General features: G+C 66.1%; 16 protein-coding genes. 8 read left to right on the top strand and 8 right to left on the bottom strand.

Features of this window, described 5'->3' with window-relative positions; translation table 11 throughout:
• Positions 1-5 precede the first annotated feature (5 nt).
• The 3 genes from E7V67_007085 to E7V67_007075 are packed head-to-tail and all read left to right on the top strand — an operon-like array spanning position 6 to position 2,615.
• Complete coding sequence (locus tag E7V67_007085; GenBank protein ID WUR14869.1) at positions 6-869, top strand: alpha/beta hydrolase; 864 nt, start codon at positions 6-8, stop codon at positions 867-869.
• Between the two features lie 7 nt (positions 870-876).
• The gene (locus E7V67_007080) at positions 877-1,914 is read left to right on the top strand and encodes a histidine kinase (protein ID WUR14868.1); all 1,038 of its coding nucleotides are present in this window, start codon (positions 877-879) and stop codon (positions 1,912-1,914) included.
• A complete protein-coding gene (locus E7V67_007075) occupies positions 1,914-2,615 on the top strand; it encodes a LytTR family DNA-binding domain-containing protein (GenBank protein WUR14867.1) in 702 nt (233 codons plus the stop codon). The genes E7V67_007080 and E7V67_007075 overlap by 1 nt, the downstream gene beginning before the upstream one ends.
• An 86-nt stretch (positions 2,616-2,701) precedes the next feature.
• Here the strand turns inward: E7V67_007075 and E7V67_007070 are convergent, their stop codons facing one another.
• Complete coding sequence (locus E7V67_007070) at positions 2,702-6,070, bottom strand: S41 family peptidase (GenBank protein ID WUR14866.1); 3,369 nt, start codon at positions 6,068-6,070, stop codon at positions 2,702-2,704.
• Positions 6,071-6,289: 219 nt separating this feature from the next.
• Here E7V67_007070 and E7V67_007065 point away from each other — a divergent pair, with 219 nt between their 5' ends.
• The gene (locus E7V67_007065) at positions 6,290-7,102 is read left to right on the top strand and encodes an NF038132 family protein (protein WUR14865.1); all 813 of its coding nucleotides are present in this window, start codon (positions 6,290-6,292) and stop codon (positions 7,100-7,102) included.
• A gap of 90 nt (positions 7,103-7,192) precedes the next feature.
• Positions 7,193-7,639: a hypothetical protein gene (locus E7V67_007060; protein ID WUR14864.1), complete on the top strand. Its 447-nt coding sequence runs from the start codon at positions 7,193-7,195 to the stop codon at positions 7,637-7,639.
• Positions 7,640-7,706: 67 nt separating this feature from the next.
• Here the strand turns inward: E7V67_007060 and clpA are convergent, their stop codons facing one another.
• Both clpA and clpS read right to left on the bottom strand, forming a co-directional pair.
• The gene (clpA, locus tag E7V67_007055; protein WUR14863.1) at positions 7,707-10,007 is read right to left on the bottom strand and encodes an ATP-dependent Clp protease ATP-binding subunit ClpA; all 2,301 of its coding nucleotides are present in this window, start codon (positions 10,005-10,007) and stop codon (positions 7,707-7,709) included.
• Positions 10,004-10,306 carry an ATP-dependent Clp protease adapter ClpS gene (clpS, locus tag E7V67_007050; GenBank protein WUR14862.1) on the bottom strand — a complete coding sequence of 101 codons (303 nt, stop codon included), beginning with the start codon at positions 10,304-10,306 and terminating at the stop codon, positions 10,004-10,006. Before clpS ends, clpA begins: the two co-directional genes overlap by 4 nt.
• 325 nt (positions 10,307-10,631) lie before the next feature.
• Between clpS and E7V67_007045 the strand changes: the two genes are divergently transcribed.
• Entirely contained in the window at positions 10,632-10,835 is a 204-nt protein-coding gene (locus E7V67_007045) for a cold-shock protein (protein ID WUR14861.1), read from the top strand.
• Between the two features lie 55 nt (positions 10,836-10,890).
• Here the strand turns inward: E7V67_007045 and E7V67_007040 are convergent, their stop codons facing one another.
• The 3 genes from E7V67_007040 to icd form a co-directional block, all read right to left on the bottom strand.
• Positions 10,891-12,933 carry an ATP-binding protein gene (locus E7V67_007040; protein ID WUR14860.1) on the bottom strand — a complete coding sequence of 681 codons (2,043 nt, stop codon included), beginning with the start codon at positions 12,931-12,933 and terminating at the stop codon, positions 10,891-10,893.
• 138 nt (positions 12,934-13,071) lie between these two features.
• Complete coding sequence (locus E7V67_007035) at positions 13,072-13,767, bottom strand: aspartate/glutamate racemase family protein (GenBank protein WUR14859.1); 696 nt, start codon at positions 13,765-13,767, stop codon at positions 13,072-13,074.
• 93 nt (positions 13,768-13,860) lie between these two features.
• Positions 13,861-15,114, bottom strand: coding sequence for an NADP-dependent isocitrate dehydrogenase (icd, locus tag E7V67_007030; protein WUR14858.1), 1,254 nt, complete (start codon positions 15,112-15,114; stop codon positions 13,861-13,863).
• A gap of 201 nt (positions 15,115-15,315) precedes the next feature.
• Here icd and E7V67_007025 point away from each other — a divergent pair, with 201 nt between their 5' ends.
• Entirely contained in the window at positions 15,316-15,867 is a 552-nt protein-coding gene (locus E7V67_007025; protein ID WUR14857.1) for a pseudouridine synthase, read from the top strand.
• Positions 15,868-16,004: 137 nt separating this feature from the next.
• On the opposite strand, the gene E7V67_007020 is transcribed toward E7V67_007025, so the two are convergent.
• Entirely contained in the window at positions 16,005-18,236 is a 2,232-nt protein-coding gene (locus E7V67_007020) for an NADP-dependent isocitrate dehydrogenase (GenBank protein ID WUR14856.1), read from the bottom strand.
• Between the two features lie 433 nt (positions 18,237-18,669).
• Positions 18,670-18,936 (bottom strand): 30S ribosomal protein S20, encoded by a 267-nt coding sequence (rpsT, locus tag E7V67_007015; GenBank protein WUR14855.1) that lies wholly within the window; start codon positions 18,934-18,936, stop codon positions 18,670-18,672.
• A gap of 308 nt (positions 18,937-19,244) precedes the next feature.
• Between rpsT and murJ the strand changes: the two genes are divergently transcribed.
• Positions 19,245-20,795 (top strand): murein biosynthesis integral membrane protein MurJ, encoded by a 1,551-nt coding sequence (gene murJ, locus E7V67_007010; protein WUR14854.1) that lies wholly within the window; start codon positions 19,245-19,247, stop codon positions 20,793-20,795.
• The last annotated feature ends 8 nt before the right edge of the window (positions 20,796-20,803 follow it).

Genomic DNA, 20,803 nt, shown 5'->3' with positions numbered 1-20,803 from the left:
CCACCATGACCAAGAACCTGCTGCACAAGGCCGCGCTGTGCGCCGCCGCCCTCGCCGTCTCCCTGTCCGCCCACGCCGCCAGCGCCTTCAAGGCCGAAGTGACTGGGAGCGGCCAGAGCGTCATCCTGATCCCGGGCCTGGCCTCGTCCGGCGCGGTGTGGGACGACACCGTCAGGCATCTGTGCGGGCCGCGCCAGTGCCATGTGCTGACGCTGGCGGGGTTTGCCGGCCAGCCGGCCATCGACGGCCCGCTGCTGCCGCGAGTGGAGCAGGAGCTGTCCGCCTATATCACCGCCCACAAGCTCGAGAAACCGGTCATCGTCGGCCACAGCCTGGGCGGCTTCCTCGGCCTGAAGTTCGCCATCGACCATCCCGACCAGTTGAGCCGCCTGGTCGTCGTCGATGCGCTGCCGGCGCTGGGCGCCGCGCAGGCGCCGGATGCCACACCCGAACAGCTGCGCGCCATGGCGGCCGGCGCGCGCGCGCGCATGCTCGCGCAGGACGAGGCCAGCCACGCCCAGTCGCAGCGCTACACGGTGGCGTCGATGGTGACGCGGCCGGAGGACGTCGAAAGGGTCATCGAATGGGGCAAGCGTTCCGACCGTACGGCCGTGGCGAACGCGATGGCGGAGCTGCTGGCGACGGACCTGCGCCAGGACGTCGCCCGCATCAAGGCGCCGACCCTGGTGCTGGGCACCTGGATCGCGTACAAGCAGTTCGCGCCGCGCGAGGCCATCGAGCGCAACTTCGCGCTGCAATATGCCCGCCTGCCCGGCGTGCGCATCGAGATGGCGGAGACGGCGCGCCACTTCATCATGGTCGACGACCCCGCCTGGATGTATGATCGCATCGACCGATTCCTGAAGTGATGCGACGATGACTCCAGCACTGCCGGCGCGGCGCGGCATCCACTGGTACTGGCTTTGCCAGCTGGCCGGCTGGGGCAGCGTCGTGCTGTTCAACCTGTCCTTTGTTTTCATGAGCCGGCCGGGCGCCGCCATCACGGCCGTCTGCGTCGGCGGCGGCTGCGCCGGCATCGCGTTGTCGCACCAGTGGCGCCGCGTGCTGCTGCGGCGGCGGGCCGCGAGCCGGCCGCTGGCGTGGCCCGCGCTTGCCCTCGGCATCCTCGTGCTGGCCAGCGCGCAAACGGCCGCGATGTGGGCGCTGTTCCTCGTGTTCCAGCCGTTCGGGCAACCGCACGGCCTGGCCTGGCTGCCGAACGCGATGATCTTCTGGGTCGGCACTTTCCTGGCGTGGACCATTTTTTACCATGCCGTGCAGGCCGTGCGCCGCGCGCGCCAGGCCGAAGCCGCCGCGCTGCGCCTGGCGCTCGCCGCCAAGGAAGCGGAACTGCGCGCGCTGCAAGCCCAGGTCAACCCGCACTTCTTCTTCAACAGTTTGAACAGCGTGCGCGCGCTGATCTACCAGGATGCCGATGCGGCCGCGCGCATGATCGACCAGTTGGCGGACCTGATGCGCTATGCGCTGCAGTCGGGCCATGCGCAGACGGTGCCTCTGGCGGCCGAACTGGCGGCCGTGCGAGCCTACCTCGCCATCGAGCAGATCCGCTTCGAGGAGCGGCTGCGCGTGGCGACCGAGATCGAAGCGGGGCTGGACGGCGTGGCGGTGCCGCCGATGGCGCTGCAGACGCTGGTGGAGAACGCCGTCAAGTACGGCGTCGAGACCAGCGCCGCGGGCAGCGAGATTCGCATCCGCGCCTGGCGCACGGCCGGCGCCGCGCACATCGAAGTGGCCAATACCGGCGCGCTGGCGGAACCGGGCGGTTCCACTCAGGTCGGGCTGACCAACGCGCGCAAGCGCCTGGCGCTTGCGCTGGGAGAGCAGGCCGCGCTGGAACTGCGTGCCGACGCCGGCTGGGTGCGCGCGACGCTGTCGCTGCCGGAGGCCGTGTGATGCGCGTACTGATCGTCGACGACGAACGGCTGGCGCGGGCGGAACTGCGGCGGCTGCTGGCCGCGCATCCGGAGGTGACGATCGCCGGCGAAGCGGTCAACGCGGCGCAGGCCATCGAGCAGGTGGCGCAGTTGCGCCCGGACGTGCTGCTGCTGGACGTGCAGATGCCAGGCGCCAGCGGCTTCGACCTGCTGCAGGCGCTGGACGATCCGCCCGAGGTGATCTTCACCACCGCGTTCGACCGCTACGCGCTGCAGGCCTTCGAGGTCAACGCGCTCGATTATCTGCAAAAGCCGATCCAGGCGCCGCGGCTGGCGGCCGCGCTGCAGCGGGCGGCGCGGCGCCTGTCGCTGCACCCGCTGCCAGCGGCGGCCGCAGCGCCGCGCCAGCTGTTCATCAAGGACGGCGAACGCTGCTGGTTTGTCGAGACGGGCCGCATCCGGCTGTTCGAATCGGACGGCAATTATGCCCGGGTGTATTTCGATGCCGAACGGCCGCTGCTGCTGCGCTCCCTGAACCAATTGGAAGAACGGCTCGGCCCGCGCTTCGTGCGCGCCAGCCGCAAGCACCTCGTCAACCTCGATCATGCGCGGACGATGACGGCGGGCGATGGCGGGGCGCTGGTGCTGGAGATGACGGACGGGATGCGGGTGGAGGTGTCGCGGCGGCGGGCCGCGGCGCTGCGTAGCGCCGGCTTGTGAGACCCATGGTGACAGGCTCCTATCTCAGGGTCGGAGACCCTGAGATAGGAGCCTGTCACCGCGGGTTTGCCTCACGCGGGTTCGCTTCAATAATTCAGCGAAGGGATCGGCTGCGCCTGATAGCGCTTGACCGGCTGCTCCGCGATCTTCTTCTTCAGCAGCGCCAGCGCCGTCTCCAGCTGCTTGTCCTGGCCGTTGAAGGTGGCGTTGGGCAGGTTGTCCACTTCCACGTCCGGCACCACGCCCACGCCCTCGATCAGCCAGACGCCCTTGTCGCTGTCGAACTGGCCCGTCTCCGCCACCCGCACCATGCCGTTGTCGGCCAGGCGGTTGCGGTCGGACAGCCAGACGCCCGCGCCGGCCGTGCGCTTGCCCACCAGCGGGCCCAGGCCGAGCGCCTTGACGCCGGCCGCGAAGGTCTCGCCGTCCGAGTACGTCAGCTCGTCCACCAGCACCACCAGGTGGCCGCGGAAGGTGTTCTGCATGTTCGGCGAAGTCTGCCCCACCGGGGTGGACCAGAACGCCCAGGCCTTGCGCAGCAGCTTCTCGATGATCCAGCTGTCGATATTGCCGCCGCGGTTGCGGCGCACGTCGATGATCAGGCCCTCGCGGTTGACGTTGGCGTAGAAGTCGCGCGCGAAGGCGGCGATGTCGTCCGCGCCCATCGCGCGCAGGTGCAGGTAGCCGATGCGGCCGTTGGAGGCCTGCTCGACCTGCTCCGCCCTGCCCTGCTCCCAGTCGCTGTACTGCAGCGCCGCCTGCTTCGCCATCGGCACCGGAATCACGATGGCAGCGCGCGGCTTGCCGCCGCGGGCCGGCTGCACCTGCAGCAGCACCTGGCGGTCGGCCTGGTTCAGCAGCAGGTCCGAGATGTCGCGCGCTTCCAGCACCGACTTGCCGTTGACGGCGGTGATGATGTCGCCCTCGCGCACGTCCACGTCCGCCTGCGCCAGCGGCGCGCGCTGCGCCGGCAGCTCGCTTTCGCTGCGGTAGACGCGATCGACGCGGTAGCCGGCGGCCGTGCGCGTCAGTACGGCGCCCAGGCCGGATGGCGTGCCTTCCGGCGCGCTCTTGCGGATGTCGCCCGGCGCCACCTGCGAGTGCAGCGCGCCCACCTCCGCGACCATCATGCCGAGGATGTCGTTCAGCTCCGCGCGGTCCGTCACGCGCTCGACCAGCGGCGCATACTTGTCGCGCACGCCGACCCAGTTCACGCCGCGCATCTTCACGTCATACAGGAAGTCGCGGTGCATGCGCCAGGCGTCGTTGAACATCTGCTTCCACTCCTGCCGCGGGTTCGACACGATGCTCCAGTCGTCAACCTTGACCCGCGCCTTGCTGACGTCGGGCGGCGCCTTGGCGCCCGCGTCCACGATCAGCATCTCGCCCGGATTGCCGCTGGCCGTGCGGTAATACAGGTGCTTGCGGTCGGCCGCCAGGTCGAAATCGCGCACGTTGGCGGCGAACGTTTCCGGCTTCGGCTCGGTGCGGGCGATGGCCAGCGTTCGCAAAGCCGGCTTGCCGTCGGCGCCGTCCTCGTCGAGGAAGTACAGGCGCTTGTCGTCCACCGCCAGCTTGCGGTAATTGCCTGGCGCGAGCGGCACCTCGAACAGGCGCTGCGCCAGCCCTGCGTACGCCACGGCGGGCAGCTCCGGCTTGGGCGGCGGCGCCGGCTTGGCGTCCTTGGCCTGGCGCCCGTCCTTGTCCTTGGCTTCCTTGTCCTTGCTGGCCGCTTTCTCCAGCGCTTTCTCGGCGGCCGTCTCCTCGGGGCTCTCGGCCGGCTTGACGGCGGCGCGACTCAGTTCGTCGTCCGGCTTGAACGGGAAGCGGTTACCCGGCTGCAGCGCCAGCGCGAAGATGCCGGTGCGCTTGTTGAAAACCGGTCCCATGTTGCGGTCGCCCCAGGGCGAGCCGTTGTCCAGCTTGAAGTGGCGCGCCGACAGGAAGTACAGCCAGCGCCCGTCCGGCGAAAAGGCCGGATCGCCCGACGTGTAGCGGTCGCTGGTGACGAACGCCACCTCCTTCGTGGCCAGGTTGACCATGCCGATCTGCTCGCGCTGGGCGTCGCTGGCGCTGCGCACGAACGCGATGTTGCGGCTGTCCGGCGACCACACCACGCTGTCGTGCTGGTCGATGCCGGCCTTGCCGGCGTCGTCGATCAGCGTGTTGTGCCTGCTCGCCAGGTCGAGCAGCCAGAAGCGCCCCTTCTTGTCCGTATGGCCCAGCCAGCGTCCGTCCGGCGACGGGTACAGCGCCCAGCGGTGGTTGTTGCCGTCGCGGGTCAGTTGCTCGCCATGCCCGGAGCCATCGGCGGCGAAACGCCAGATCTCGTTCTCGCCCGTTGTATCGACGATCGCATAGACCCACTTCTCGTCGGCCGAGAAGATCGCGTCGCGCGCCCGTGCGCCTTCCGGCACGGCGATCTCCACGCGGCGCTGGCTGCCGGTGCCGGCGATGCTGACGCGGCCGCGCGCCGTCAGCACGATGCGCTCCTCCTTGCCGGACAGCTGCACATTGGTCAACGTCTCCAGCGGCGAACGGATCAGGCGCGTGCGCTGCTGGTCGAAGTCCGACACCAGGGTCACCGGCAGGCGCGTGGCGCTGGCGGCACCGATGTCGTACACGTGCAGGTCGGCGCCCAGCTGGAACACGATGCGGCCGTCACCCAGCGCCGCGTTGCGCACGTCCCAGTCCTTGTAGTTCGTCAGCTGGCGCGGCTCGCCGCCATCGCCGTTGGCGCTCCACAGGTTGTCCGTGCCGGCACGGTCGCTGACGAAGTACAGGCGGCCCTGCCACCACATCGGCCGCTTGTTGTTGCCGGCGTCGCCCGGAAATACGGGCCGGGCCTCGGCCTTGCCGTCCAGGTCGAAACGCCACAGCTGGGCATGGGCGCCACCGCGGTAGTGGCGCACGTTATCGTTCGTCATGACCAGGCCGTATCGGGTGAAATACAGGGTCTTGCCGGCGTCGTCCAGCACCGCGTCGTTGGCATCGGCAACAGGGAACACGCGGCGCGCGCCGCTCGCCGGATGAACCGCGGCGACGATGCGGTGCGCACCGGGACCGACCGAATTCTGCGTGCTGACCAGCACCTCGCCCTGCGCCGTCCAGCCCAGCACCGTGACGCTGCCGTTCTCGAACGTCAGGCGGCGCGGCAGGCCCCCGGCCAGCGGCATCACATACGCCTCCTGGGCGCCCTCGTAGCTGCCAGCGAAGGCAACCCAGCGGCCGTCCGGCGAGATGGCGGCATGCGTCTCGGCCGCGGCATGGGTCGTCAGGCGCTGCGCCGCGCCGCCGCTGCGGGACACGCGCCACAGGTCGCCCTCGGCAGTGAAGACGACGTTGTCGCCGCGTACGGCGGGGTAGCGCAGATAGGGCTCGAGTGCGGCGGCCGAGGTTGCGATGGTAACGAGGCCGGCGGCGAGGAAACAGATGGCAAGGCGGCGCATTTGCATGGCAGTAGGCGGGGCAAGGGAAAACGCGATTCTGGCACAGTTTTACGAGGCGGAAATAACCATTTACGTCGGCAACGTTGTAGCCATTACACGGCTGTCGGTAATTTTTACATTCAGGTCTGCCAAATGGGCGACATGCCTGGGAATACGCATATTGACGCACAGGGCACGAAATATGCATTGTTTTGTTCCCGCTCAATTCACCGTGGAGAAATGATCATGCAACCGTCCATTTATCGTTTGATGGCGACCGTCGCGACCGGCGTGGCGCTGGCATCGCCCGCCGCGGCCCAGGTTTTCGACGCCGGCCTGCCGCCGAGCTGGGAATGCCAGGGCAACTGCGGCACCGCCGAAACCGATGGCGATGTCTGGCTGGCACCCGGCGGCGGCGAGCGCTACGGCTGGGTGTCGAACCACAATGGGGTGGCGGGCGTGCGCCTGCCCGGCGTCGGCGTTCCACGCGATTCCTTCAACGGCAGCCTGTTGCGCTCGCATGCGTTTTCCGCCGGCGCTGGCCAGGTGTTGAGCTTTCAACTCAACTACGTGACGACGGACGGCGGCGACTTCAGCGACTACGGCTGGGTGCGCCTGCTGGACGCGGGCGGCAACCAGGTCGCCATGCTGGTCACGGCGCGCACGTCGCCCGGCGGCGGCGCCGTGCCCGGCTTCGGCATGCCGGCCGGGGCCGCCACGCTCGACCCGCCCTACAGCAATGTGCTGGGGCCGGCACCGGTCTGGAGCCCGCTGGGTCCCGACTCGGGCACGTGTTACGTGGAGCCATGCGGGGTGACCGACTGGATCGGCGCACGCTACACGATCGCCGCCAGCGGCCAGTACCGGCTCGAGTTCGGCGTCGTCAACTGGGTCGACGCGTCGTCCGATACGGGCATGGCCTTCGACGCGATCGAACTGGATGGACGCACGCTGCCGGCCGTGCCGGAACCGGCAGGCGCCACACTGCTGGCCGCTGGCGTGGCAGTGCTGGCCCTACGACAGCACTTGCGCGGACGGCTCGCCGCACGACAGTTGTAAATCTGCACATCCGTGCCGTTCAGGAACAGATACGTTGCGAATAAGTTAAGAGAGCGTTAAGCTGCTCGCCGATATTATATTTTTGACACCATGGGTTCCCATATCACGATCGTCCGCACCCAGGCTGCGGCGCCAGCCCCGATCGCGCCAACCGAGGTGGAGCTTGCGTTGCAGCGCTTGCACAGCCCTTATGTGCTGGCGCCCGATGCGCGGGCGGATGCGCGGGTGTATGACCCGACGCGGGGCGGCGACACCGACGTGCTGTTCCTGCAGGTGGGCGAGCTGTGGGTCAGCAATCCCAGCCTTCAGTTGCTGGGCATGATGATCGAGCTGGCGCGCGAGCTGGGAGCACGGGTCCGCAACGACGACTTCGAGACGTACCGCACGGTGTTCGAGACGTACATCCATCCGGACGATGCGGCGCTGGCGGCGCAGGCGCGGGCCGGGCGGCGGCGCTACGCCGTGGGGGCGGCCGTGCCCCTCGGCGTGGGGATGTTGTTGGGTATGCTGGTGGTGTTCTTGCGGCGGCAGGGGTAAATACCTGGGGTCTGTCCCCGAAGGGGACTGACCCCAAAAAAACCCGCTCGGGAGAGCGGGTTTTGGCTTACTCGACTTCGACGGTTTCCGGCGGCGGCATCGGCGCGGCATCCGGCTCCGGGAAGTCCAGCTTGATCTGGTCCTTCTCGTCCAGGTCCACCGTGACCTTGCCGCCGGTGACCAGGCGGCCGAACAGCAGCTCGTCGGCCAGCGCCTTGCGGATCATGTCCTGGATCAGGCGCGACATCGGCCGCGCGCCCATCAGCGGATCGAAGCCCTTCTTGGCGAGGAACTTGCGCAGGTTCTCCGTGAAGATCGCCTCCACTTTCTTCTCGTGCAGCTGCTCTTCCAGCTGCATCAGGAACTTGTCCACCACGCGCAGGATGATTTCCTCGTCCAGCGCGCGGAAGCTGATGATCGCATCGATCCGGTTGCGGAACTCCGGCGTGAACATCCGTTTCAGGTCGGCCATCTCGTCGCAGGTTTCCTTGGTGTTCGTGAAACCGATCGGCGCCTTCTGCAGCGCTTCCGCGCCCGCGTTGGTCGTCATGATGATGATCACGTTGCGGAAGTCGGCCTTGCGACCGTTATTGTCCGTCAGCGTGCCATGGTCCATCACCTGCAGCAGGATGTTGAAGATGTCCGGATGGGCCTTCTCGATCTCGTCCAGCAGCAGCACGGCATGCGGCTTCTTCGTGATCGCTTCCGTCAGCAGGCCGCCCTGGTCGAAACCGACATAGCCCGGCGGCGCGCCGATCAGGCGCGACACGGCGTGGCGCTCCATGTACTCGGACATGTCGAACCGGATCAGTTCGATGCCGAGGATGAAGGCCAGCTGCTTCGCCACTTCCGTCTTGCCGACACCGGTCGGACCGGAGAACAGGAACGAGCCGATGGGTTTATCTTGCTTGCCCAGGCCGGCGCGCGACATCTTGATGGCCGATGCCAGCGCCTCGATGGCGGGGTCCTGGCCGAACACGACGTTGCGCAGGTCGCGGTCGATCGTCTGCAGCTTGCTGCGGTCGTCCTGGTTGACGGTCTGCGGTGGGATGCGCGCGATCTTCGAGATGATTTCCTCGATTTCCGTCTTGCCGATGGTCTTCTTCTGCTTCGACTTCGGCAGGATGCGCTGCGCTGCGCCCGCTTCGTCGATCACGTCGATGGCCTTGTCCGGCAGGTGGCGGTCGTTGATGAAGCGGGCCGCCAGCTCGGCCGCCGTCGACAGCGCCGACGACGAATATTTCACGCCATGGTGCTCCTCGAAGCGCGACTTCAGGCCGCGCAGGATCTGCACGGTCTGCTCGACGGTCGGCTCGTTCACGTCCACTTTCTGGAACCGGCGGCTCAAGGCGTGGTCCTTCTCGAACACGCCACGGAATTCCGTGAACGTGGTCGCGCCGACGCACTTCAGCTGGCCGTTGGCCAGGGCCGGCTTCAGCAGGTTCGATGCATCCAGCGTGCCGCCCGACGCGGAACCGGCACCGATGATGGTGTGGATCTCGTCGATGAACAGGATGCCGTTCGGGTTGTCCTTCAGCTGCTTGAGCACCGCCTTCAGGCGCTGCTCGAAGTCGCCGCGGTACTTGGTGCCCGCCAGCAGCGCCCCCATGTCCAGCGAGTAGACGACGGCGTTGGCCAGCACTTCGGGCACATCGCCCTGCGTGATGCGATAGGCCAGGCCTTCCGCGATGGCGGTCTTGCCGACACCGGCCTCGCCCACCAGCAGCGGGTTGTTCTTGCGGCGGCGGCACAGGATCTGGATCACGCGATCGACTTCGTCCTCGCGGCCGATCAGCGGATCGATCTTGCCTTCGGCTGCCGACTTGTTCAGATTCTGGGTGAACTGGTCGAGCGGGCTTTCCTTGGTCTGGCCTTCGGCCTGCGTGCCCTCCTCGACGCCTTCGGACGCCTTGGCCGTGTCGCCCGACTGGTCCTTGCGCACGCCGTGCGAGATGAAGTTCACCACGTCCAGCCGGGTCACGCCCTGCTGGTGCAGATAGTAAACAGCGTGCGAGTCCTTCTCGCCGAAGATGGCGACCAGCACGTTCGCGCCCGTCACTTCCTTCTTGCCGTTGGAAGCGGACTGCACGTGCATGATGGCGCGCTGGATGACGCGCTGGAAGCCCAGCGTGGGCTGGGTGTCCACCTCGCCCGTGCCAGGGACCGTGGGGGTGTTGTCGCCGATGAAGTTGGTGAGTGTCTTGCGCAGGTCCTCGATGTTGACCGCGCAGGCACGCAACACTTCCGCCGCCGACGGATTGTCCAGCAGCGCCAGCAACAGATGCTCAACCGTGATGAATTCATGCCGTGCCTGCCGAGCCTCGACAAACGCCATGTGCAAACTTACTTCCAATTCCTGCGCGATCATACTTCCTCCATCACGCACTGCAGGGGGTGCCCCGCCTTGCGCGCATGCGTTAAAACGAACTCCACTTTTGTCGATGCAATATCTTTCGAGAACACACCGCACACGCCTTTGCCGTAGCGATGCACGCTCAGCATAATTTGTGTCGCCGTTTCACGGTCCTTGTTGAAATACTCCTGGATGATGGCGACCACGAACTCCATCGGGGTGTAGTCGTCGTTCAACAACGCCACCTGGTACATGGGTGGCGGTTTCAGCGCTTGTCGCTCCAGGACGGTCTCAGTGTCATGCTTGGTTGCCATACGCTTATATTCTAATGCTTTCGTGACCGATGCAACGCCCGTTTAGGCGTGCCTTTCCGTTTGTGCTCAATCTTACGCGCTTTCCCGACTTGGCGCAGATGGCGCTGTCTTCCGTGAAATCAAGTGTTGGGGGCAATTTTCATGTTGCAAAAATCTTACTAGCCCGGGTACAAAGCGCTTGACATTAAAAATTGTTCCGCCAACAATGCCATATCGACTCGTGCAGAAATGTACATGTTGGTAAGAAGTGAGTTGTCGAGGAGGGGGCAGGAAGCTTCTTGCTTTTATGGCTCGTGTGATTCGTTAATATTTGAAAGTTCTTTTTATGGCAACAGGTACCGTTAAGTGGTTCAATGACTCCAAAGGTTTTGGCTTCATCACTCCTGATGATGGCGGTGAGGATTTGTTCGCACACTTCTCCGCAATCAACATGAACGGCTTCAAGACCCTGAAAGAAGGTCAGAAGGTGCAGTTCGAAGTCACGCAAGGCCCTAAAGGCAAGCAAGCTTCCAACATCCAGGCGAGCTGATCTGCTCCCCCAGACGTGAAAGAACCCCGCCGCGCGGGGTTTTTTTTCGTCCGTACTATCCCCGCGCCACCCGCGCCAGCGCCAGCGCGGCGGCGACTTCTTCCGGCGCGGCCGGCTTCAGCAGGTGCCGGTCGAAGCCGGCGGCACGGGCCCGCGCCCGGTCCTCGGCGGCGCCCCACCCTGTCAAGGCTACCAGTGCCAAATCCGCCATATGCGGCAGCTCGCGCAGCCGACGCGCGGTCTCGTAGCCGTCCAGCCGCGGCATGCCCAGGTCGAGGAAGGCCAGCTGGGGCCGGAAGCTCTCGGCCAGTGCCAGCGCCGCCGCCCCGTCGTGCGCGACGCGCGTGTCGTGGCCGGCCAGGCGCAGCAGCGCATCGAGGGTGTTGGCCGCATCGACATTGTCGTCCGCGATCAGCACGCGCAGCGGGGCGCCGGCCGTGCCACCGGCCGGTGCCGCGTCGCTCTCTGCGGCCGCCCCGACAGGAAGGGCCTGCGCGGGCTGGCCGGCGACCGGCAGGCGCAGCGTGAACGTGCTGCCGCGCCCTTCGCCGGCGCTGGCCGCGCTGGCGCTGCCGCCATGCAGCGTCATCAGGCGCCGCACCAGCGACAGGCCGATGCCCAGACCGCCCTTCGAGCGTTCGATGCTGCGCCCCACCTGGGTGAACATCTCGAATACGGCTTCGAGCGCCGCGGATGCGATGCCGATGCCGTTGTCGCTGACGGTGATGACGACGTTGCTGCCGTCGCGGCGCGCCGCCACGGCGATGCGCCCGCCAGCCGGCGTGTACTTGGCCGCGTTCGACAGCAGGTTGCCCAGCACCTGGCTCATGCGCACCACGTCCACGTCGACCAGCAGCGGTTGGTCCGGCAGGTCCACCGTCAGCAGGTGGCCCGGTGCCTGCAAGGCCGGCAGATTGGTCTCGACGGCGGACGCGATCACGTCCTTCAGGTCCGCCACCTGGCGCCGCAGCACGATCTTGCCGCTGGAGACGCGCGCGATGTCCAGCAGGTCGTTGACCAGGTGGACCATATGGTTCACCTGTCGCGTCATCATGTCGCGCACGTGGCGCATGTCGGCGCCGCGCTCGGCGCCCAGGCGCAGCAGTTCGAGACCGTTGCTGATCGGCGCCAGCGGGTTGCGCAGTTCGTGCGCCAGCGTGGCAAGGAATTCGGATTTGTGGCGGTCCGCCTGTCGCAGCGCCTCGGTCGAACGGACCCGCTCGATGTGCGCCCAGCAGCGCTCGACCACGGCCTCCACCAGCGCGATTTCGTCCGTCGTCCAGTTGCGCGGCTGCTGCTGGTGCACCGCCATCATCGCCACCAGCGCGCCGCCCTTGACCAGCGGGCAGCAGATGATGGCCTTGATGCCGATGGCGTTGAACATGCCATCGCCGTCGCCCGGCGCCAGTTCGCGGTCGACGTCGTTGATCAGCAGGGTGCGGCCCACGCGCAGATTGGACGTGGCGCGCGAGCCGAACAAATCAAGCGAGTACACGCCGGCCGTGCTGATGGCGCCCGGCACGGTCCAGTCATGGCGGATCGTGAAGCGGTCGTTGTCCGGCTCCACGTCGGCATACGCGACCCGCGTCACGCCCAGGTGCTCGCCCAGCAGGCGCGTGGCCTCGGCCATGATGGCGCGCGCATCGGTCGCCACGCGGGTGGCTTCGCCGATGGTGTCGAGCAGGCGCAGGCGCGCCTCGACCTGGCGCCGTTCCGTGATGTCGGCGCCCGTCGCGGCGACGTACTGCACCGCGCCGGCCCCGTCGGTGACCGGCGCGAACACGATGTCGGTCCAGCAGGTGCGTTCGTCTTCACGGTGATACGGCAGCTCGCACCGGACCGTGGCGCCGGCGGCGGCCCGCAGGGTGCAGGCGCGTACCTCGTCCATCACGGCCTGCGAACGGCGCCACCAGGCGCAGTCCCAGAAGCGGCGGCCGATGATGTCCTCGCGGCGGTGGCCGCCCGCCTCCAGCGAGATGCGGTTGACGTCGATCATCGTGCCGTCGAGCGTCATCAGGCCGGCGAAGTGGGTGGCCTGGTCGAAGAAGGTACGGTAGACCGCATCGGCAGGGACGGCGGACGGAACGAAATCGGGCATGGTGGACGATAGCGGTTTGCAAGGGCGGGACTATCGCACAATAACAGTTGTTGCGCTTACTGCCCGTCCGGCTGGAAACCCAAGGGGACAGGCACCTGTCCCCGCTGCTTCACGCGACAGATGCCCGCGAGCGGGGCCTCACGCGGCGCCGATGGCGTGCAGCGCGGCGTGGCGGGCGTGGATGGCCGTCGTGTCGAACAGCGGCACCGGCGCGTCGTAGCCGTTGACCAGCAAGGTGATCTCCGTGCAACCCAGGATGATGGCCTGGGCGCCGCGCGCGGCCAGGTTTTCCATGATGCGGCGATAGGCCGTGCGCGATGCCGGCTCGATGCGGCCCAGGCACAGCTCCTCGTAGATGATGCGGTGGACGATCTCGCGGTCTTCCTGCTCCGGCGTGACCACTTCCAGCCCGTGCTCGCCCAGCCGTTCGCGGTAGAACGGCTGCTCCATCGTGAAGCGCGTGCCCAACAGGCCCACCGTCGTGCAGCCGGCCGCGCGGATCGCCGCTGCCGTGGGATCGGCGATGTGCAGCAGCGGGATGTCGACGGCCGCCTCGATGGCGCCCGCGACCTTGTGCATCGTGTTCGTGCACAGCACGATGAAGTCGGCGCCGGCGGCGGCCACGTTGCGCGCGGCCTGCGCCAGCAGCACGCCGGCAGCGTCCCAGTCGCCCGCGCGCTGCAGCGCCTCGACCTCGTGGAAGTCCACGCTGACAAGCGCGATCTTCGCGGAGTGCAGGCCGCCCAATTGTTCGCGCACGGTCTCGTTGATCTGACGGTAGTACGGCACCGTCGATTCCCAGCTCATTCCGCCGATCAGTCCGATGGTTTTCATGACAGCTCTCCTGTGTAGATGCGGCGGGCACAAAAAAGCCCTGCTTCCCGTGACGGCGCAGGGCTGTTGCGAGGCTCAGGCCCGGTGTTCCAATTACATCTGCTCGATCATCACGTCGCCGAAGCCGGAGCACGACACCTGCGTCGCGCCTTCCATCAGGCGCGCGAAGTCGTACGTGACCTTCTTCGACGTGATGGCTTTTTCCATCGACGCGATGATCAGGTCGGCCGCTTCGGTCCAGCCCATGTGGCGCAGCATCATCTCGGCAGACAGGATCAGCGAACCCGGATTGACGTAGTCCTTGCCGGCGTACTTCGGCGCGGTGCCGTGGGTGGCCTCGAACATCGCCACCGAGTCGGACATATTGGCGCCGGGCGCGATGCCGATGCCGCCCACCTGGGCCGCCAGCGCGTCCGAGATGTAGTCGCCGTTCAGGTTCAGGGTGGCGATGACACTGTACTCGGCCGGGCGCAGCAGGATCTGCTGCAGGAATGCGTCGGCGATCGAATCCTTGACGACGATGTCCTTGCCCGTCTTCGGATTCTTGAACTTGCACCATGGGCCGCCGTCGATCAGCTCCGCGCCGAACTCCTTCTGCGCCAGCGCATAGGCCCAGTCACGGAAGCCGCCTTCCGTGTACTTCATGATGTTGCCCTTATGGACGATCGTCACGGATGGCTTGTCGTTGTCGATCGCGTACTGGATCGCCTTGCGCACCAGGCGCTCGGTGCCTTCGCGCGAAACGGGCTTGATGCCGATGCCGGACGTTTCGGGGAAGCGGATCTTCTTGACGCCCATTTCCTCGGTCAGGAACTTGATCAGCTTCTTGACGTTGTCCGAACCTTCCTGGTATTCGATACCGGCGTAGATGTCTTCCGAGTTCTCGCGGAAGATCACCATGTCGGTCTTGTGCGGTTCCTTCACCGGCGACGGCACGCCGGCGAAGTAGCGCACCGGGCGCAGGCAGACGTACAGGTCGAGCTCCTGGCGCAGCGCCACGTTGAGCGAGCGGATGCCGCCGCCGACCGGCGTCGTCAGCGGGCCCTTGATCGACACCACGTAGTCCTTCAGCACCTGCAGGGTTTCCTCCGGCAGCCACACGTCCGGGCCGTACACGGTGGTCGACTTCTCGCCCGCGTAGATTTCCATCCAGCTGATCTTCTTCTTGCCGCCGTAGGCCTTGGCCACGGCCGCGTCCACCACCTTGATCATCACCGGGGTGATGTCGATACCCGTGCCGTCGCCTTCGATGAACGGAATGATCGGCTGGTCCGGCACGACCAGCGAGAAATCGGCGTTGACGGTGATCTTCTGGCCGTCGGCGGGTACTTTGATATGTTGGTACATCGTGTTCTCCATTAGTCAGGGCTTGGTGCGGCTCGGCCGCGCGCCCGGCCGCGCGGGCGCCTGGATTACAATGCGCGCAGCAGCACGAGTCGCGGCCGATGCTCTTGAGACTGAGCAGGCATGTCTTGCATTATGCACCACTATGCAGCGGACAGCCATGGTCGCGGCGCCCGTGTTTTCCGAATCCGTTTGACGCCCTCCATGCCACTCATCCTTTTCAACAAGCCGTTCCAGGTGCTGTGCCAGTTCTCGCCGCAGGACGGCCGCGCCACGCTGGCCGACTACCTGGCCATTCCCAACATCTATCCGGCCGGCCGCCTGGACGCGGACAGCGAAGGCCTGATGCTCCTGACCGACGACGGCAAGCTGCAGCACCGCATCGCCCATCCCGACCACAAGGAGGCCAAGACCTACCTGGTGCAGGTGGACGGCATCCCGGACGCCGCCGCGCTGGCACGGCTGCAGGCGCCGCTGGACCTGGGCGATTTCGTCACGCAGCCCTGCCGCGCCGTGCGCATCGCCGAACCGGAGTGGCTGTGGCCGCGCAACCCGCCGATCCGCGCGCGCGCCGACAAGCCCACCAGCTGGCTGGCCATCACGCTGGCCGAGGGCAAGAACCGGCAGGTGCGGCGCATGACGGCCGCCGTCGGCTACCCTACCCTGCGGCTGGTGCGCAGCAGTATCGGGGCGTTTTCGCTGGCTTCGCATCCCTTGATGCCGGGGGAGTTTGTGGAGGTTACTACTAACGGCTGATGAGACCCATGGGGTCAGGCACCTATCTGAGGGTCTCCGACCCTCAGATAGGTGCCTGACCCCGGTCTTTCCGGCGTCCCGTAGGCGAAAAAAAACCGCGGCCTCGCAGCCGCGGTTTTTTTGTTACGCGTTCAAGCTCAGGCGATGGTTTCCAGCGCCGCGTTGAACGTCGCGCTCGGACGCATCACGGCCTTCACCTTGGCGTCGTCGGCCTTGTAGTAGCCGCCGATGTCGGCCGGCTTGCCCTGCACGGCCAGCAGCTCGGCGACGATCTTGTCTTCGTTTTCCGTCAGCGTCTTGGCCAGCGGCGCGAACTTGGCGGCCAGTTCGGCGTCTTCGGTCTGCGCGGCCAGTTCCTGCGCCCAGTACATCGACAGGTAGAACTGGCTGCCGCGGTTGTCCAGCTCACCGGTTTTCGGCGACGGCGACTTGCGGTTGTCCAGCAGCTTGCCGGTGGCCGCGTCCAGCGTCTTGGCCAGCACCTTGGCCTTGCCGTTGCCCGTCTTCAGACCCAGGTCTTCCAGGCTGACCGCCAGCGCCAGGAACTCGCCCAGCGAATCCCAGCGCAGGTGGTTTTCCTCGACCAGCTGCTGCACGTGCTTCGGTGCCGAACCGCCGGCGCCCGTTTCGTACATGCCGCCACCGGCCATCAGCGGCACGATCGACAGCATCTTGGCGCTGGTGCCCAGTTCCATGATCGGGAACAGGTCGGTCAGGTAGTCGCGCAGGATGTTGCCGGTCACGGAGATCGTATCCAGGCCACGCGCGACGCGCTCCAGCGTGTAGCGCATGGCGCGTACCTGCGACATGATCTTGATGTCCAGGCCGGTCGTGTCGTGATCCTTCAGGTACGTGTTGACCTTCTTGATCAGTTCGTTTTCGTGCGGACGGTACGGGTCCAGCCAGAACACGGCCGGCATGCCCGAATTGCGCGCGCGCGTCACGGCCAGCTTGACCCAGTCGCGGATCGGCGCGTCCTTGACCTGGCACATGCGCCAGATGTCGCCCTTCTCCACGTTCTGGCTCATCAGCACTTCGCCGGTGGCGAGGTCGGTGATGTTGGCCACGCCGTCTTCCGGCACTTCGAAGGTCTTGTCGTGCGAGCCGTATTCCTCGGCCTGCTGGGCCATCAGGCCCACGTTCGGTACCGTGCCCATCGTGCGCGGGTCGAAGGCGCCGTGCCATTTGCAGAAGTTGATGATCTCCTGGTAGATGCGGGCGAACGTGCTTTCCGGGATCACGGCCTTGACTTCCTTCAGGCGGCCGTCGGCGCCGTACATCTTGCCGCCGGAGCGGATCATGGCCGGCATCGACGCATCGACGATCACGTCGTTCGGCGAGTGGAAGTTGGTGATGCCCTTGGCCGAGTCGACCATCGCCAGTTCCGGACGGTGTTCCTGGCAGGCGTGCAGGTCGCGCACGATCTCGTCGCGCTGCGAGGCCGGCAGGTTGGCGATCTTGTTGTACAGGTCGGCCATGCCGTTGTTGACGTTGATGCCCAGGCTGTCGAACAGCGCGCCGTGCTTCTCGAACGCTTCCTTGTAGAACATGCGCACGCAGTGGCCGAACACGATCGGGTGCGACACCTTCATCATCGTCGCCTTGACGTGCAGCGAGAACAGCATGCCGGTCTGGTGCGCGTCTTCGATCTGCGCCTCGTAGAATGCCAGCAGGGCCTTGCGGCTCATGAACATCGAATCGATGATCTCGCCGTCCTGCAGCGCGACCTTCGGTTTCAGCACGATGCTCTGGCCACCCTTGGTGATCAGTTCCATCTTGACTTCGCGGGCGCGGTCCAGCGTGATCGACTTCTCGCTGTGGTAGAAGTCGCCGCCGGTCATGTGCGACACGTGCGTGCGCGAAGCCTGCGACCATGGCGCCATCGAGTGCGGGTTCTTGCGCGCGTATTCCTTGACGGCGCGCGGCGCGCGGCGATCGGAGTTACCTTCGCGCAGGACCGGGTTCACGGCCGAGCCGATGCACTTGCCGTAGCGGGCCTTGATGGCCTTTTCCTCGTCCGTTTTCGGATCGGCCGGATAGTCGGGGATGTTGTAGCCCTTTTCCTGCAGTTCCTTGATGGCGTTCTGCAGCTGCGCCACGGATGCGCTGATGTTCGGCAGCTTGATGATGTTGGCGTCCGGTTCCAGCGTCTTCTTGCCCAGTTCGGCCAGGGCGTCCGGCACGCGCTGTTCAGGCGTCAGGTTTTCCGGGAACGCTGCCAGGATGCGGGCGGCGACGGAAATGTCGCTCTGCTCGACGCGGATGCCGGCCGGCTTGGTGAAAGCGCTGACGACGGGCAGGAAGGCGTGGGTCGCCAGCAGCGGCGCCTCGTCGGTCAGGGTGTAGATGATGGTCGGTTCACTGCTCATGCATTTTTCCTCAGTTTGCGCGAATGGTATCGCGACTTGTCAGACTAATTAATAACCGCCGGTCTACGCTTGTGGCGCACCCCAACACCCCGCTCATTTTACTCCGCCCCGTGCGGCCTTGACAGCCACACGGTCCGCCGGGCGCGTCACCCAGGCTATCGAAGTCTTCTATAAGACATAAGACGGCGCGTATTATGCCCCAGCTTTGCAATCGTTGCCAGCGATCAGGCCCGCGCGGCTGCCGCACGACCGTGCCAAAATCTGGAAACCGGAGACAGCCTCCACTTAGCAGATCGCGCAATCAGAGGCTATCCCCGATTGGCGATTGCAGGCGGCGGGCTGGCCGGCCGAGCAAAGCGAAAAGCCCGCTCTGGCATAGCCAGGCGGGCTCTTCTCAGCACCTGTATGGCGGCTATTGCCGCCGCACGCGAACTTAGGCGGACAGTGCCTTCAGGGCAGCTGCCAGACGGCTCTTGTGGCGAGCGGCCTTGTTCTTGTGGATGATCTTTTTGTCGGCGATCGAGTCGATCGTCGAGACGGAGGCCTGGAAGACCTGGGTTGCAGCAGCCTTGTCGCCAGCCTGGATCGCCTTGCGGACAGCCTTGATGGCGGTGCGCAGCGTCGAGCGCTGAGCCGAGTTGTGAGCGTTTTGCTTGACTGCTTGACGAGCGCGTTTGCGCGCTTGTGCGGTATTTGCCATGGAATTTCCTAAATCGTTGTCAAAGTTCGTTTGCAAACAATAGCGTTTGCCAAACCGGTGCGTTCAGCTGTCTGACCATGCAGGCCACTCAGTACAGACCACCTGAGTCGGGTGCCTCGCGAACCGGCAATCCATCCGCCGTTCGCTGTGTCTGCGTCACTGAATTCTGTACAGCCTTAAATTATATCCAGCTTTTGATGTCAGGGCAATTCAAAAAACGGGAATCTTGCCGCTTTCACAGCAATGCGACGCCGGATTAATGGCAATCTCAGCAATTACGCCGGGCCACGCGGCTATAATCGCGCACCATGAATCTACTCCGAACCCTTGCCGCCGTCTCCAGCATGACCATGCTGTCGCGCGTGACCGGCCTCCTGCGCGAGACCCTGTTTGCCCGCGCCTTCGGTGCCGGCGCCTATACCGACGCGTTCAACGTCGCCTTCCGCATTCCCAACCTGCTGCGCCGGCTGTTCGCCGAGGGCGCCTTCTCGCAGGCCTTCGTGCCGATCCTGGCCGAGTACAAGAACCAGCATGGCCATGACGCGAGCAAGACGCTGGCCGATCACGTGGCCAATTGCCTGGTCTGGGCCACCCTGATCGTCAGCGCCATCGGCATCGTCGGCGCGCCGCTGTTCGTGCTGTTGATCGCCGGCGGCCTGCAGCAGAACCCGGGCGCCTTCGACGCGGCCGTCTGGATGACCAGGCTGATGTTCCCGTACATCGCGTGCATGTCGTTCGTGGCGATGGCCGGCGGCATCCTGAACACCTGGCGCCAGTTCAAGATTCCCGCGTTCACGCCCGTGCTGCTGAACCTGTCGCTGATCGCCGGCGCGCTGTTCCTGGCGCCCTACCTGGAGCAGCCCGTGTACGCGCAGGCGATCGCGGTGTTCGTCGGCGGCCTGCTGCAGGTCGGCATCCAGATTCCTTCGCTGGTGCGCATCGGCATGCTGCCGCGGCTGTCGATCAATCCGGTCGCCGGCCTGTCCGACCCCGGCGTGCGGCGCGTACTGAAGAAGATGGGGCCGGCCGTGTTTGCCGTGTCGGCCGCGCAGATCAGCCTGATGATCAACACCAGCATCGCGTCGCGCCTGGAACAGGGCAGCATCTCGTGGTTGACGTATGCGGACCGCCTGATGGAGTTCCCGACGGCGCTGCTGGGCGTGGCGCTGGGCACGATCCTGCTGCCCAGCCTGTCCAAGGCCAATGTCGACGGCGACCGCGAGGAGTATTCCGCGCTGCTGGACTGGGGCCTGCGCCTGACCCTGCTGCTGGCGATTCCCGCCGCGATCGGCCTGTGCGTGCTGGCGCTGCCGCTGATCGCCACGCTGTTCCACTACGGCGCATTCTCGGACCGGGCCGCCGAGATGTCGGCGCGCCCGCTGATCGCGTACGCGGCGGGCCTGGTCGGCATCATCCTCGTCAAGACGCTGGCGCCGGCCTTTTATGCGCGACAGGACATCCGCACGCCCGTGCGCATCGCGCTGGCGGTGCTGGTGGCGACGCAGCTGATGAACCTGGTGTTCGTGCCTTACATCCAGGTCGCCGGCCTGGCACTGTCGATCGGCCTGGCGGCCTGCCTGAACGCGCTGTTCCTGTTCATCGGCCTGCGCAAGCGCGGCATCTACGTGCCCTCCCCCGGCTGGGGCAAGTTCTTCGTCAAGCTGGTCGTGGCCGTGGCGGCGATGGGCGTGACGGGCTGGTTCGCGGCCCAGCAGTTCGACTGGCTGGCGCTGCGCGCGACGCCGCTGTGGCGCGCCGGGGCGCTGGCCGGCGTGATCGCGGTATGTGGCCTGGTCTATTTCGGCCTGCTGGTACTGCTGGGGTTCCGCGTGCGTGACTTCCGGCGCACCGGCAAATGACCTGCCGG

It is taken from the genome of [Empedobacter] haloabium (assembly GCA_008011715.2).
GTDB classification, from domain to species: domain Bacteria; phylum Pseudomonadota; class Gammaproteobacteria; order Burkholderiales; family Burkholderiaceae_D; genus Rugamonas; species Rugamonas haloabia.
Note: the sequence above shows the minus strand (reverse complement) of the source record. Positions and strands in the feature narration are given on the sequence as shown.